14 protein-coding genes are annotated in these 14,445 nt (G+C 72.0%); 6 read left to right on the top strand and 8 right to left on the bottom strand.

Annotated elements, in window-relative coordinates; translation table 11 throughout:
* Window positions 1-5 precede the first annotated feature (5 nt).
* The 3 genes from ABZ642_RS27210 to ABZ642_RS27220 all read left to right on the top strand — a co-directional run bounded on the left by ABZ642_RS27210 (window position 6) and on the right by ABZ642_RS27220 (window position 1,675).
* The gene (locus ABZ642_RS27210) at window positions 6-530 is read left to right on the top strand and encodes a GNAT family N-acetyltransferase (protein WP_360489066.1); all 525 of its coding nucleotides are present in this window, start codon (window positions 6-8) and stop codon (window positions 528-530) included.
* Window positions 531-605: 75 nt separating this feature from the next.
* Window positions 606-923: a DUF4229 domain-containing protein gene (locus tag ABZ642_RS27215; protein WP_360489067.1), complete on the top strand. Its 318-nt coding sequence runs from the start codon at window positions 606-608 to the stop codon at window positions 921-923.
* 38 nt (window positions 924-961) lie between these two features.
* Window positions 962-1,675, top strand: coding sequence for a TetR/AcrR family transcriptional regulator (locus ABZ642_RS27220; protein ID WP_360489068.1), 714 nt, complete (start codon window positions 962-964; stop codon window positions 1,673-1,675).
* On the opposite strand, the gene ABZ642_RS27225 is transcribed toward ABZ642_RS27220, so the two are convergent.
* Window positions 1,633-2,925, bottom strand: coding sequence for a DUF6716 putative glycosyltransferase (locus ABZ642_RS27225; protein ID WP_360489069.1), 1,293 nt, complete (start codon window positions 2,923-2,925; stop codon window positions 1,633-1,635). The two genes, ABZ642_RS27220 and ABZ642_RS27225, sit on opposite strands and share 43 nt — an antisense overlap.
* Before the next feature lie 218 nt (window positions 2,926-3,143).
* Window positions 3,144-3,980, bottom strand: a complete 837-nt coding sequence (locus ABZ642_RS27230; RefSeq protein ID WP_360489070.1) for a MaoC/PaaZ C-terminal domain-containing protein — start codon at window positions 3,978-3,980, stop codon at window positions 3,144-3,146.
* Window positions 3,981-4,360: 380 nt separating this feature from the next.
* Here ABZ642_RS27230 and ABZ642_RS27235 point away from each other — a divergent pair, with 380 nt between their 5' ends.
* A complete protein-coding gene (locus ABZ642_RS27235; protein WP_360489197.1) occupies window positions 4,361-6,271 on the top strand; it encodes an AMP-binding protein in 1,911 nt (636 codons plus the stop codon).
* Window positions 6,272-6,437: 166 nt separating this feature from the next.
* Here the strand turns inward: ABZ642_RS27235 and ABZ642_RS27240 are convergent, their stop codons facing one another.
* Complete coding sequence (locus tag ABZ642_RS27240) at window positions 6,438-7,175, bottom strand: TetR/AcrR family transcriptional regulator (protein WP_360489071.1); 738 nt, start codon at window positions 7,173-7,175, stop codon at window positions 6,438-6,440.
* 93 nt (window positions 7,176-7,268) lie between these two features.
* Here ABZ642_RS27240 and ABZ642_RS27245 point away from each other — a divergent pair, with 93 nt between their 5' ends.
* Window positions 7,269-8,132: an NAD(P)H-binding protein gene (locus ABZ642_RS27245; protein WP_360489072.1), complete on the top strand. Its 864-nt coding sequence runs from the start codon at window positions 7,269-7,271 to the stop codon at window positions 8,130-8,132.
* A 46-nt stretch (window positions 8,133-8,178) separates the two neighbouring features.
* On the opposite strand, the gene ABZ642_RS27250 is transcribed toward ABZ642_RS27245, so the two are convergent.
* Window positions 8,179-10,380 carry an MMPL family transporter gene (locus tag ABZ642_RS27250; RefSeq protein WP_360489073.1) on the bottom strand — a complete coding sequence of 734 codons (2,202 nt, stop codon included), beginning with the start codon at window positions 10,378-10,380 and terminating at the stop codon, window positions 8,179-8,181.
* 353 nt (window positions 10,381-10,733) lie between these two features.
* Between ABZ642_RS27250 and ABZ642_RS27255 the strand changes: the two genes are divergently transcribed.
* Window positions 10,734-11,939, top strand: a complete 1,206-nt coding sequence (locus ABZ642_RS27255; RefSeq protein WP_360489074.1) for a histidine kinase — start codon at window positions 10,734-10,736, stop codon at window positions 11,937-11,939.
* Window positions 11,940-11,945: 6 nt separating this feature from the next.
* On the opposite strand, the gene ABZ642_RS27260 is transcribed toward ABZ642_RS27255, so the two are convergent.
* From ABZ642_RS27260 to ABZ642_RS27275, 4 genes are all read right to left on the bottom strand, one after another.
* Window positions 11,946-12,620 (bottom strand): response regulator transcription factor, encoded by a 675-nt coding sequence (locus ABZ642_RS27260; RefSeq protein ID WP_360489075.1) that lies wholly within the window; start codon window positions 12,618-12,620, stop codon window positions 11,946-11,948.
* 10 nt (window positions 12,621-12,630) lie between these two features.
* Window positions 12,631-13,236 carry a helix-turn-helix domain-containing protein gene (locus tag ABZ642_RS27265; protein WP_360489076.1) on the bottom strand — a complete coding sequence of 202 codons (606 nt, stop codon included), beginning with the start codon at window positions 13,234-13,236 and terminating at the stop codon, window positions 12,631-12,633.
* Between the two features lie 30 nt (window positions 13,237-13,266).
* Window positions 13,267-13,914: a methyltransferase domain-containing protein gene (locus ABZ642_RS27270; RefSeq protein ID WP_360489077.1), complete on the bottom strand. Its 648-nt coding sequence runs from the start codon at window positions 13,912-13,914 to the stop codon at window positions 13,267-13,269.
* Window positions 13,915-14,132: 218 nt separating this feature from the next.
* Window positions 14,133-14,336 (bottom strand): cold-shock protein, encoded by a 204-nt coding sequence (locus ABZ642_RS27275; RefSeq protein WP_003992177.1) that lies wholly within the window; start codon window positions 14,334-14,336, stop codon window positions 14,133-14,135.
* Window positions 14,337-14,445: the final 109 nt, after the last annotated feature.

Consider the following 14,445-nt stretch of genomic DNA (forward strand, 5'->3'; position numbering starts at 1 on the left):
CAGACGTGTCCCTTACCTTTACCCTGGACCCGGCTGTCATCCCCGCCCTCCGCGACGGCATCCTCGACCTGTGGACGGACGTGTCCAACGCCGGTGGAGCCGTCGGGTTCGTCGCCCCGGTGACCCCCGAGGAGATCCGCCCGGAGCTGGTCAAGCACTTCGTCGCCATGGCCGAGGGGCGCAACAGGCTCCTCGTCGGCCACGACGAGGCCGGTACCGTCGCCGCCACCGCCTTCTTCTCCTTCAACACCCACCGCCTCATGAAGCACTGGGTGTGGCTGTACACGGTGATGGTGCACCCCAAGCACCAGGGGCAGGGCTACGGCCGGGACCTCCTCGCGGCCGCCGCCGACGCGGCCCGCGGCTTCGACGGCATAGCCGCGATACGCCTCGGCTGCCGCGGCGGCCACGGCCTGGAGAAGTTCTACGGCGCCTGCGGCTACCAGGAGGTGGGCCGTGTTCCCGCCGCGATCCGCGTCGCCCCCGGCGACGACCGCGACGACATCACCATGCTGCTGCCGCTCGTCTGACCCCGCTGCAAGATCGGCCCCGGCCCGTGCTTCACTGGACGGTGCCCCTTTTCGTCATCGGAAGACTGGATTGAGATGCTCCGCTACACGCTGATGCGCCTCGGTATCTTCGCGGGCTGCCTCGTTGTCGTCTGGGGCCTGGTCTACGCCGGCGCGTTCCCGCGTGGCTTCGGCGACTCCAACCTCCTGTGGGTCCTGCTGCTCTCCCTGGTCCTGTCGGCACCGATCAGCTTCGTCGTGCTGCGCAAGGAGCGGGACCGAGCGTCCGTCCAGGTCTCGCAGCGGGTCGACCGGATGAAGGCCAACATCGAGGCCAACCGCAGCCAGGAGGACGAGGCCGTCGACGAGGCGGCGCCGGCGCAGCCCCAGGGACAGGCCCAGACCTCTTCCTGAGCGACTCCCTCGCCGCCGGCCCCCCGTAGGCTTTGCCCATGGGTGCCGTGAAGACCAAGCGCATGCCGCGGGCGGTCCGGGAGCAGCAGATGCTGGACGCCGCCGTGCGAACCTTCGGGCAGCGCGGCTACATGGCCGCGTCGATGGACGAGATCGCCGAACTCGCGGGTGTCTCCAAGCCGTTGGTGTATCTGTACCTCAACTCCAAGGACGACCTGTTCACGGCGTGCATCCGCCGTGAGGCGAAGGCGCTGACCGAGGCGGTCCGCGGCGGCGTGCACCGGGACCTGCCCGCCGACCGCCAACTCTGGGACGGACTCCAGGCGTTCTTCGCGCACACCGCCGAACACCCCGACGGCTGGTCGGTGCTGCATCTGCAGGCGCGTACACACGGTGAGCGGTTCGCCTCCGAGGTCGCGGCGATGCGCACGGACATCGTGGAGTTCGTGACCCAGCTCATCGTGGCCGCCGCCCGTGAGGCGCGCCGCGATCCCGATCTGCCCGAGCGTGAGGTGGCCGGGCTCGCCGAGGCCCTGGTGGGCGCCGCCGAGTCCCTCGCCGCCTGGGCGAACGTCACTCCCGGTGTCACCGCGGGAGAGGCGGCGACGACCCTGATGAACTTCGCGTGGGCGGGCCTGGGCAACCTGATGGACGGGCACCCCTGGACGCCGACGCCACCGGACCCGGCCGGGGCGGCGGACGCCGGTACTCACACGGCGCCCCAGCGGCGCAGGGCGGGCGCGAGCCGCTGATAGCCCACGCGGTACAGCCGCCGGGCGCCCCGCCGGGCCACCTTCCGCACCACCCGTCGCACGCGTCCCTGACCGCCGGCGCCCAGCGGCACGGGCAGCGGGCGGCCCTGCTCGTCGAACCCGTTGTACCGGAGGATCGAGCCGAGGTAGGTGCCGGCGGTCTGCGGGGTGTAGTACGGGCGCAGCGGCTTCAGTGGACCGGCGGCCCGCAGCACGGCGACGCGGGCACGGGCCGCCGCATACGGGTCGCTCTTGCCGATGCCGTGCGCCGCCGCCCATTCCGGGGCGGGCCGCGGAAGCGCCCCCGCGTCGATGTCGTCCCAGGAGGCCAGGCAGCCGGAGTGCACGAAGTAGTGGTTGCCATGGGCCTCACGGACGCCGAAGTCGGTGAGGATCGCGGTGGGGATCCGCCGGTGCATCGACTCCATGGCGGCCGTCGAACTCACCGTGACCAGCAGGTCGGTGCGGTCGAGCACCTCGCCCATGTTGCCGTAGACCAGCCAGAGGTTCTCGGGGGCCGGTTCGGCGAGGGAGTCGACGAGCAGCTGGTACGGGGCGGACTCGACATGGGTGGTCTGCTCGCCGGGCAGACTGCGCAGCTTGATCAGCACCAGCCGTTCCGGATACCGGCGCGCATGCGCCGCGGCGCGCTCCAGCAGCGTGAGCCGCGCGCCGCGGTCCTTGGGCACGGAGGGCTGGACCGCGAAGGTGACGGTGAACGGCCGGTCGGGGGCCGGCCGGTAGGGATCCCCGCCGAGGAAGGGCAGCGCGCACTCGACCACCGAGTCGGGATCGACACCGACGCTCGCGAAGACGGACCGGAAGTGCCGGGCGTCATGGCCGGAGTTGGCGAGCACGATGTCCGTGCCGGCACGGGTCATGAGGCCGTCGACCATCTTCTCGTAGACCACGCCGACGTACCCGCTGACCGTGACCGGCCGCTGTTCCCGGCCCGCCCAGGCGAGCCCCAGGCTGTGGGCGAGCGCCAGGACGGTGCCGCCGGCGACCGCCAGCACGACGAGGTCGGCGTCGGCCAGCTCCTCGTCGTCGACCAGTCCGGCCGCGGGCACCTCGCGCCGGGTGTCGGGCACGATGCCGATCTCGGCGAGCTGCCGTTCGGTCGGGGTGGACCGGCTCCGCAGGAAGTACGCGTCGAGCGCGTGGTCGGGGGCGATCTGCCGGGCCACCGACGCACCCCATTTCCAGCGGGTGTCCGAGTCCGCGAGTACGGCGACGCGTCTGGAAGGCATGCTCAGTGCCCTTCGTGCAAGGGATCAAGGGAGTGAGCAGAGGTTAGGAATGCTCTCTTTGCGAAATATGAGGAAAGCCTTCCAGGAGCCTTGGACAGGGTGAGGTTTTCCTGTGGGAAACGCGGTGACGGCTCTTCCAGCTGCGGTTCCGCGATCCGCCCACAGTCGTCGCACAGGGAGGTGAAACGCATTCTTTGCACAGCCCCGGGGGAGGAGGGTCAGCCGGCGTACGGCCGCACACCGCCCGTCACGTGCACCCGTCCGGTCGCGCCGCGCAGCTCGAAGCGTCCCGCCCGCGCCGCGTAGGTGACCGTCCCCGGCAGCAGTACCGGCGTCCTGAACTCCGCCTCCACCTGCGCGCGTTCCGGCACCCCGTGGGCGGCGAGACACCGGGCCGCGGTCCACATGCCGTGCGCGATGGCCCGCGGAAACCCGAAGAGCCGCGCGGTGAGCGGGTGCAGATGAATGGGGTTCCGGTCCCCGGAGGCGGCCCCGTACCGCCGCCCGACGTCGGCGGCGATCCGCCACTCGGCGACGGCGGGCAGCGGCGTCCGCTCCTCCCGGGAGGTCTCGGCCGTCCGCGAGGTCGGGTGCCGCGCCAGATACCTGCTCCGCGACTCCCATACGACGGTCTCCCCGTGCCGCACCTCGGTGACGACGACGGCCTCGGTCCCTCGCCGGTGCGGGCCCAACCCGGCGACGTGGACGGAGAGTTCGTACGTCCCCCCGGCCGCCATCTCCGCGTACCGGGAGATCTCGACGGACGTGTGCACAAGCCCCAGCAGGGGCAGCGGGAACTCCCGCTCACTCATCAGCCGCATGGCGAGCGGAAACCCGAGCACGTGCGGATAGGTGATCGGCATCCCCTCGTCGCCGGTGGCGAACCCGCAGACACGTTCATAGGCGGCGAGCCTGCCGAGATCGGGCCGAAGTCCGGGAAGGACCAGTCGGGTGCGAGGGAACGCGGCACCGGCGGCGGGCTTCTTGAACGGCGACAGCAGGGCACCGCGCGCGAGGAGCGGCGTGAGGGAGGGCGCGCTGCTGAGCACGATCACGGGGTTCACCTTTCAGCGCCGGCGAGGCTTCGGCCCCCAAGTGCTTACTTCGGAGTAAGGTTACCGAAGGTAAGTCTATGTCACGGCCGTAAAGGTCCGGAAGTGGGGCCTAATGTGAGAGACCCTCACGTAACCTTCGGGATTGCACAGGCCCGGCCCCGGACCATCCCCGAAACCCCACACCCCCGCCACAGCGGCCCCGTACGATCTCCAGACCTAACCGCCGGTAACGCCTTGCTGAGGCCCGGCCCCGGTGAACGCCTCGGTGCGCGAGGCGCGTACGACATGCAGCAAGCAGTTCACCCGCTGCACGCCCGAGGAGCCGCCCCGTGTCCACTTCGTCTTTCCAGAACGCCGCCCCTGTCTCCCCGGGTGTCGCGATCCAGGCCACGGACTACGACGGGAAGCCGATCCTGGTCGAACCCCTCGTCCAGCGGCTGGACGGGGTGGTGCGGGAGGCCTCCGTTCCGCTGTTCGCGCCGCCGGTCCGGCACGGCTCGCTCGCCGACCTGCCGTTCGAGAACGCGGAGTTGGATCCCGGCGCGATCGTGCTCAGCCGCAAGCCGGCCGCGGGCGAGGGCCGTTGGGAGCATGTGACGGCCGCCGAGTTCGCCGCGCAGGTGCTGGCGGTGGCCAAAGGGCTGATAGCGGAAGGGCTGATGCCGGGCGACCGGATCGCCGTCATGGCCCGGACGACGTACGAGTGGACGCTCCTCGACTTCGGCGCCTGGGCGGCCGGACTGGTGACCGTTCCGGTCTACCCGACCTCGTCGGTCTTCCAGACCCGCTGGATCCTGCACGACTCCGGTGCCGTGGCCCTGGTCACCGAGACCTCCGCACAGGCCGCCGCGCTCGGCCCCGAACTGGACCGGCTGCCCGACCTGCGCCACCTGTGGGTGATGGAGAAGGGGCACGTGGACCGGCTCGCGGAGGCGGGCGGCCACATCCAGGACCCCGAAGTGGGCGTACGGCGCGGCATGCTGGGCCCCGACACGATCGCCACCCTCATCTACACCTCGGGCACCACCGGCCGGCCCAAGGGCTGCGCGCTCTCGCACGGCAACTTCTTCGCCGAGGTCGACAACGCGATCGAACTCCTCTACCCGATCTTCAAGGCCCGCAAGGACGAGGAGGTCTCCATCCTCCTCTTCCTGCCCATGTCCCATGTCTTCGGGCGGATGGTGGCGATCGCCTGCATCCGCGCCCGGGTCCGGCTCGGCCACGCCCCCAGCCTCAAGGCCGAGGACCTGCTCCCGGACCTGGCCGCCTTCAGACCGACCTGTCTCCTGACCATCCCCTACATGCTGGAGAAGGTCTTCAACTCCGCCCGGGCGAAAGCGGAGGCGGGCGGCCGGGTCGCGGTCTTCGACCGGGCCACCGGGGTCGCTCGGCGGTACGGCGAGGCCCTTGAGGCCAAACAGACCGGCACCGGCAGCGGCCCCGGCCGCGCGCTGAAGACCGCCCGCTCCTTCTACGACCCGCTGGTCTACCGCCGTATCCGCACCGCCATGGGCGGCCGGGTCCGGCACATCATCTGCGGCGGTTCCCCGCTGGGCCGCCGGCTCGCCGCGTTCTACGCCGGCGCCGGCATCGAGATCTACGAGGGCTACGGCCTGACCGAGACCACCGCGGCCTCCACCGTCACCCCGCCGCTCAAACCCCGGCTCGGCACGGTCGGCTGGCCGATGCCCGGCACCAAGGTCCGGATCGCCGCCGACGGCGAGATCCTGCTCGCGGGCGACCACGTGCTGCGCGGCTACTGGGACCCGCAGGCCGGCGGGGTCGTCCCGGCGACCCGGGACGGCTGGCTGGCCACCGGCGACATCGGCGAACTCGACGACCAGGGCTACCTCACCATCACCGGCCGCAAGAAGGAGTTGCTGATCACGGCCGGGGGCAAGTCGGTGGCCCCCGCCCCGCTGGAGAACTGGCTCCGCTCCCACCCGCTGATCTCCCAGGTGATGCTGGTCGGCGACGGGCTGCCGTACGTCAGCGCGCTGATCACCCTCGACCGGGACGGCCTCACCCACTGGCGCCAGATGAACGGCAAGCACCCGGTGCCACCGGAACTCCTCCTGGACGACCTGGAGTTGCAGGCGATCCTGCAACGGGCCGTCGACGAGGCCAACAAGCTGGTCTCCCGCCCCGAGTCCATCCGCCGGTTCGTGATGCTCCCCGTCGACTTCACCGAGGAGGACGGGCATCTGACCCCCTCGATGAAGCTCCGCCGGGAGGCGGTCATGAAGGACTTCGCGACGGAGATCGAGAGCCTCTACACCAAGGAGAGGTAGCCGGGCCAAAGGCTCGGCCGAAACCGGGCTGTGCCTGCTCGCGCCGGCCGCGTCCTGCCCGCGCCGGACGGGGACACCGGACGGCCCGCCGTACCCCGAGCTCGCCCGGGGCGACCCTCCGCGACCCGTGGGAACGCGCGGTGGAGCCGGGCGCGCAGGACATGCCCTAGCCGGGGGGCCGGGCGTCGTCGGCCAGGCGGTCCAGCCATTCCGTCAGGAGGTGCTGCTCCGCGCTGCTGAGGGGCGTCTGGTCGGTGAGGCCGGCGCGCAGGGCGCGGGCGGCGCCGGCCGGACCCGCGGTGCGGACGGCCGGCCTCTCGTCGGTGACGGCCGTGACCATGGCCTCGCGGAGGGTCGTCAGCAGGGCCGGGTCGCGCTCGGACTCCGGCGTGGACAGCCAGGTGAGGACGGCGCCGCGGGCCGTGGCGTGGATGACGTTGGCCGCGAGGGTCTCGCCGACCCGCAGCCGGCCGCCGACGGCGAGCCGTCGCACCCGGCCCCTCAGGATCCCGAGCCCGGCCCGGAAGGCGGCCGAGTCGCTGCGCGTGGCGTCGCCGTACATCAGCGAGTAGAGCGCGGGGTTCTCCAGGCCGAACTGGACCGCCAGGTCCCAGCCGTCGCGCAGGTCCTGGATCGGGTCCTCGGGGTCCGGGTCGACGTGCTTGCTCGCGAGGAACGTGGCGAAGCCGTGCTCGGCCACCGCGTCCAGCAGCCCCTCCTTGTCACCGAACAGCCGGTAGAGGGCCGGGGGCTGGAGCCCCGCCGCGACGGCGACCGCCCGGGTGGTGACGGCGTCCCGTCCGTCGCGCTCCAGCAGCCCGATGGCGGCGTCGATGACGCGCTGACGGGTGTCCGGGGCGGAACCGGTGGTGGCGGGGGGCGTGTCACGTGATCCGGAAGCCATGGAATCAACGATATCGCGCACTTGATTCCATCGTTAGTATCGATGTTACGCTCAACATGTTTCCACCGTTACCGCCTTCCTCTGGAGAACCTCGTGATCATCGTCACCGGAGCCACCGGACAGCTCGGAAGCCAGATCGTGGAGCGGCTGCTGGACCGGGTACCGGCCGTGGAGGTCGGCGTCAGCGTCCGCGACCCGCACAAGGCGCGGTCCCTCGCGGACCGGGGGGTGCGGGTGCGGCAGGGCAGCTTCACCGAACCGGCCGGCCTGGCGCACGCCTTCGAGGGCGCGTCCCAGGTCCTGATCGTCTCCGTCGACCGCATGGGCGAGGAGACCGTACGGCAGCACCGCACCGCGGTCGACGCGGCCGTCGCGGCCGGCGCCCGCCGTGTCGTCTACACCGCCCAGATGGGCGCGAGCCCCACCTCCCGGTTCCAGGCCTGCCGTGACCACGCGGCCACGGAGCAGGCCCTGGCCGCCTCGGGCGTCGCCTGGACCTCCCTCCGCAACGGCTTCCACGCGGCCAGCGGGCTTGATTTCCTCGCCCAGGGCCTGGAGTCCGGGGAGGTCGCCCTGCCCGCCGACGGCCCGGTCTGCTGGACGGCCCACGCCGACCTGGCGGAGGCGGCCGCCGTGATCCTCGCGGACGAGGGCCGCTTCGAGGGCCCGACGCCCCCGCTGACCGCCCCCGAGGCGCTGACGTTCACCGACCTCGCCGCCGTCGCGGCCGAACTCACCGGCCGCGCCATCACCAGGACCACCGCACCGGACGACGTGTTCCGCGCCCACCTGGTGGCCGGCGGCGTCCCGGCCGAGACGGCCGGTCAGCTCCTGAGCATCTTCACCGCGGCCCGCGAGGACGAGTTCGCGACCGCCGACCCGACCCTGGCGAAGCTGATCGGCCGTGCGCCGGTGACCATGCGGGAGCTGCTGCGCGAGCGGCTCTCGGGCGGTTGAGCGGCGGCGCGGCCCACCGGCGTCCCGTCCTCGGCCGGCAGCGGATTCAGCCGACGCTGGTGAACCCGGTTTCCCTGCCCGCGGGTTCACGGTCCGCGACGGTGCCGCGGGTCAGCCGTTCGCCCTCGATGTCGACGTGCGGCAGGCGGCGGTCGATCCAGCCGGGCAGGGACCAGGCGCGGCGGCCGAGGAGGGCGAGGACCGCCGGGACGATCGTCATGCGGACCACGAACGCGTCGAAGACGACCGCCGCGGCCAGGCCCAGCCCCAGCGACTTGATCATCGCGTCGTCGCCGCCGATGAAACCGGCGAAGACGAACGTCATGATCAGCGCGGCCGCGGTGACGACCCTGGCACTGTGCCGGAAGCCCTCGACGATCGCCTCGCGCGGACCGGCCCCGTGGACGTGGGCCTCGCGGATCCGGGTGACCAGGAAGACCTGGTAGTCCATGGCGAGGCCGAAGACGATGCCGACCGTGAGGATCGGGACCAGGCTCATGATCGGGCCGGTGGTCTGCAGCCCGAACAGGTCCTTGAACCAGCCCCATTGGAAGACGGCGACCATCGCGCCGAAGGCGGCGAGGACGGACAGCAGGAAGCCGAGGGCCGCCTTGAGCGGCACCAGGAGGGAGCGGAAGACGAGGATGAGGACCAGGAAGGCCAGGCCGACGACGAGCAGCATGTAGGGGACGATCGCGTTGGCGAACTTCGCGGCGATGTCGATGTTCAGGGCGGTCGTGCCGGTCACCAGGGCTTCGGCACCGGTGGCGGCACGGGTGTCCGCGGTCTGGTCGCGGAGGGCGTGGACGAGGTTCTTGGTCGCCTCGCTGGAGGGGGAGCTCTTCGGGACGACGGTGATGATCGCCGTGTCGCCGGCCGGGTTGTAGACGGCCGGGGCGACCGCGGTCACGTCCTTCACCCCGCCCATGGCGTCGGTGAGTTCACCGACGGCCTGCTTCGCCGTCGCCGGGTCGGAGTCGCTGACGACGACCGTGAGCGGGCCGTTGAAGCCGGGGCCGAACGACTCGGCGAGCATGTCGTAGGCCTTGCGCTCGGTGGTGGCGGGGGGCTTGGAACCGTCGTCGGGCAGGCCCAGCTGGAGCTTGGTGGCGGGCAGGGCGACCAGGATCAGGCCGGCGACCGCGACGAGCAGCACCTTCCAGGGGCGACCCAGGACGAAGACCGCCCAGCGCTCGCCGAGCGGCGTCTTCGTGACCGTCCGCGGCTTGCGGGCGGCGCGGCCGAGGACACGTTCGGGGGCGAGGGCGAGCAGCGCCGGGACCAGGGTGACGGCGACCAGGACGGCGACGACGACCGCACCGGCGGCGGCCAGGCCCATGGCAGTGAGGATCGGGAGATCCACCACGGCCAGGCCGACCAGGGCGATGACGACGGTCAGCCCGGCGAAGACCACGGCGGAGCCGGCCGTGCCGTTCGCACGGGCGGCCGCCTCCCGGGCGTCGTGTCCGGCGGCCCGTTCGGAGCGGTAGCGGGAGACGATGAACAGCGCGTAGTCGATGCCCACCGCGATGCCGAGCATGGTCGCAAGCGCCGAGGTGCTGCTGTTGAGGTCGAGGGCGCTGGTCAGCGCGGTCAGGGAGCTGATCGTGATACCGACGCCGATCACGGCCGTCAGCAGCGGCATGCCGGCCGCGGCCAGGGAGCCGAAGGTCATGACCAGGATCACCGCGGCCAGCACGAAGCCGATCGCCTCGGAGGAACTGCTGGACTCGGCGGCCGCCAGCGCGTCGCCGGACGCCTCGACGGTCAGCCCCTTGGCACGGGCGTCGTCGAGGGCGTCGTCGAGGTGCCGGTGGTCCGCGTCCGTGAGGTCGGTGGACTTGGCCGTGTAGGTGACCTGGGCGTAGCCGGTGGTGCGGTCGGCGCTGACGGTCCTGGCGGTGAAGGGGTCGGTGACCGAGGCGACGCGCGGGGAGGAGTCCCGCAGGTCCTTCAGCAGCGCGCGGACCTCGGCCTTCGGGCCGCTGCCGGTCAGCTTCTCCCCGCCGGGCGCCCGCAGCACGACCCGGGCGCTCGCGCCCGAGGCGTTGGCGGCGGGGAACTTCTTGCCGAGCAGGTCGTACGCCTTCTGTGCCTCGATACCGGGCAGGGTGATGTTCGAGTTGCCGCCGCCGGTGCTGTTGGCCGCCGCGGCACCCGCGACGCCCAGCACGACCGCCCAGAGCAGCAGGACCAGCCAGCGGCGGGTGAAGGCACCCCGGCCTATCCGGTGCAGGAATGTAGCCATGAGGAAGACAGACTCCGAATGTCAGGACGTGAAAGGGAGGGGAACGGAGAGGAACCGAGGGGAACGGACGTGAGGGGGCACCTGCGGCGGCCCCGAGGTGACGGCCCTGACGGGCGACCGCCCTGACGGGCGGCCGGTGCCGGCAGGTGCCGGGCACGGGGCGGTGCTTTGGGCGGCCCGTCGTCGTCGGCGGGCGGACGGGAGGGCACCGGCGCCGGGGACCGCCCGTGCCCGGACTCCATGCTGCGCGGCCCCGCCCCGCCGCCGTGTCGGCCGTTCGTCCGGGGTGTGTCCCGCCGTGTCGGTCATCCGGCCGACACCACCGGGTCCGGCCGGTTTCCTACGCTGGAAGCGTGGACTGGAAGCTTCCGTTCTCGCCGCTGGTACGACGGCTCCTCACCGGCGCCGTCCTGCTGGCCCTCGCCCTGACCTGGGTGGTCGACCTCGTCGCGCTGTACCAGCCGGCCGGGTCGAGCGCGCCCGTCCGCTGGCTGCCGGTGTTCGTCACCGGCCCGCTGGCCGTGCTGGCGTTGCCCGACACCCGCCGGTCGCCCTCGCTCACGGCCCGCGCGGTGGGCGTCGCCGCCATGTCCGTCGTACTGACCTGCGTCTGCCTGTCCGTGTCGGGGAGAGTGGCGAACTGGGGCCTCCTGGAGACCCTCGCGCTGCTGTTCCTGATCGTCCGGGTGCTCGCCGGGACGGAGTCCGACCGCACCACGGCCTGGACCGTCGCCGTCCTGGTCGCCGCCGTGCTGATGCTGCCGCTGCGTGGCCGTACGGTGGCCACTTTGGTGGCCGGGCAGTACGTGCTGACGGTCGCGCTCGCCCTGGCGGTCCTCGTCGGCTGCTTCCTGCGCGCCATGGAGGCCCGCAGACAGCGTGCCGTCCAGGACGTGCGGTACGCCGAGCGGCTCGCCCTCGCCCGTGACCTGCACGACCTCATCGCCCATCACATGACGGGGATCATCGTGCAGGCCAACGCGGCCCGGACCGTGCACGCGATCGCGCCCGAGAAGGTCGATCCGGCCCTGGAGGCGATCGCCCGGTCCGGGACGGAGACCCTGGAGTCGATGCGGCGCCTGGTCCGCGTCCTGCGCGAGGACAACCACCAGGCCCTGCGCCCCGCCGACCTGCTCTCCGGCCTCGGCGACCTCGTCACCGACTTCTCCGGGCGCCGGCCCGACGCCCCCGCCGCCCGGTTCGAAGCCGGCGCGGCGGCCCGGACCAGCAGGTTCAGCCCCGAGGTCGAGACCTCCGTGTACCGAGTGGTCCAGGAGGCCCTCACCAACGTGCACCGCCATGCCCCGGGCGAGCGGGTCGTCGTACGGCTGGACGCCGACCCGGACTGGCTCCATGTCACGGTCACCAACAGCCTGGCCCACCGCCGTACCGGCAGTCCGGCGGGCGGACAGAGCGGGCTCGGGCTGATCGGGCTGCGGGAGCGCATCGAGGCGCTCGACGGAGAGTTCTGGGCCGGGGCCGTCGACCCCGCCCAGTGGGAGGTCCGCGCCAGCGTGCCACGCTCCCCGGCGGACCCGCCGCCGCGCCTTACGGGATGAGCCCGCTCAGTGGTGCCGCGAGGTGACCACGCCGTGCTCCCAGGCCCAGGCCGCGACCTCCACCCGGTTACGGGCGCCGGTCTTGGACTGGATCCGGGCCAGATACGTCTTCACCGACGACAGCGACAGGAACAGCGCCTCGCCGATCTCCTGGTTGGTGCGGCCCACCGCCACCAGCCGCATGATCTCCGTCTCCCGGGCACTCAGCCCGGCCGTGTCGGGGCCCGCGCCCGTGCCGGGACCCGCGCGCAGCTCCCGCAGCAGCCGGACGGTGACGGCCGGCGCGACCAGCGCGTCCCCGCGCGCGGCCGCCCGTACCGCCTCCACCAGCAGCGCGGGCGAGGCGTCCTTCAGCAGGAACCCGCAGGCCCCGAACCGCAGCGCGTCCCTTACGTAGTCGTCCTGGTCGAAGGTGGTGATGACGACGACGTTCGGCCCCTGGCCGCCGTCGCGTTCGGCGGTCAGCGTCCGGGTGACCTCCAGCCCGTCCAGCCGGGGCATCCGCACGTCGACCAGTACGACGTGCGGCTTCAGCCGCCGGGCCAGCTCCACGCACTCGGCGCCGTCGCGGGCCACGCCCACGACCCGGATGCCCGGCTGGGCGTCGAGGATCATCTCGAAGCCGGCCCGCACCAGCTCCTGGTCGTCGGCGATCACCACGTCGATCGGTTCGTCGGCCATGCGCGGTCCCCTACTCCGCTCGCCGTTCGGGCAGCGGGATCGGCGCCCCGGTGCCCTCGTGCAGCATCGCGATGATCCGGTCCGCGTAGTCGGCGGGCGTCGTCCCGTCGAGGGTGTCGCGCGCATGGTCGTGCGCCATGCCGACGATCGTGAGCGTGAGGTGGGCGGCGGCCGCGTTCCACAGCGGGTCCCGGCCGCTGCGCTCGGCGATCGCGTCCTCCAGCAGCAGCCGCTCCCGGTACACCAGGTCCCACAGCCGGGCCCGTGGCCCGGGCGCGCGGTCGAGCTGCGCCCGCAGCCGGCGGATCCGGGCCAGTTCGTCAGGATCCAGGTCGAGGGCGGCGCGTACGACCCGTCCCAGCGAGACGGCGACGGCCTCGCCCTCGGGCCGGGCCCGGAGGAGCCCGGCGAGCCCGCCGACGGTGCGTTCGATCGGGTCGAGCAGGATCGCGTCCTTGTTGGCGAAGTACCGGTAGACCGTGGAGACGGCCACCTCGGCCCGCTCGGCGACCTGCTCCAGCGTGGCCGCCTCGTACCCGTCCCGCTCGGCGAGCGCGATCATGGCGTCGTAGATCGCCGCCCTGACCTGCTGCGCCTTCTTCTCCCTCAGCCCCACGCGGCAACCGTAACAGAATGAGAAGTCTTCTCATTTTGTACCGGCTCGTGCGAACAGGAAGGCCTGTGGGCTCGTTTCACCGAGGGCGGTGTCGGCCTCCCGCACCGTGCTGGAGTGGAGCGTGAAGCCGGCCTCCGTCAGCAGCCGTGCCATGGCCTGCGGCCGCCGCCGCTCGAAGTCCAGCGCCACCGGATGCCCCCACGGGTCCTCCAGCCGCCGTGCCACGTCACCCACCTGGAACGCGAGCAGCAGCCGGCCGTCCGGCCGCAGCACCCTGCGGAACTCCCCGAACAGCAGCGGCAACAGCTCGTCGGGCGTGTGGATGGACGAGTACCAGCACAACACCCCGTCCAGCGCCCCGTCGGCCACCGCCAGCTCCAGCATCGAGCCCGGGACGAAGCGGAGGCCGGGGTTCTCCCGGCGGGCGACGGCGAGCATCGACTCCGACAGGTCGAGCCCGAAGACCGAGAGGCCGAACGCGGCCAGCCGGGCGGTGACCCGACCCGGCCCGCAGCCCAGGTCGGCCACCTCCCCGCCCTCGCCGACCCACTCGGCGAACGCGGCCAACAGGGCCCGCTCCAGCGGCCGGTCGGCGAGATCCGTACGGAAGTGGTCGGCGTAGTCCTCGGCGATCGTGTCGTAGAAGGTACGGGTGGCGGCGAGAAAGTCGGCAGTCATGCCCGCGGACGCTAGCGGCCGCCACTGACAACGGCCGCCACTGACAACGGCCCTCACTGGGCAACGGCCCTCACCGACAACGGCCCTCACGGGAATGCGCATATCCCCGCGATGCGGCGGCCGGGAAAAGGCAGGAGCCCCGTCGCCGGAAGGCGCGGGGCTCCTTGGGTACTGCACTCAGTCTGAGATCAGACTTCTGGGTGTCTGGATCAGTGAGATCAGACGGGGGTGACGTTCTCCGCCTGCGGGCCCTTCGGACCCTGCGTGACGTCGAAGCTCACCTGCTGGTTCTCCTCGAGCGAGCGGAAGCCGCTCGCGTTGATCGCGGAGTAGTGAACGAAGACGTCCGGGCCGCCGCCCTCCTGGGCAATGAAGCCAAAGCCCTTTTCGGCGTTGAACCACTTAACGGTTCCGGTAGCCATAAGCCCTCCTTGGGCTCAAAAGGGTCGCCCTGCTCCAGAACCTGCAAGTGTGAAAACAAACTAAGTGCCGCACAACTGCATACGTCTGAAAACGACGAGAGCCTGCGGT

The organism is Streptomyces sp. NPDC007157, from assembly GCF_040634235.1.
Taxonomy (GTDB): Bacteria; Actinomycetota; Actinomycetes; order Streptomycetales; family Streptomycetaceae; genus Streptomyces.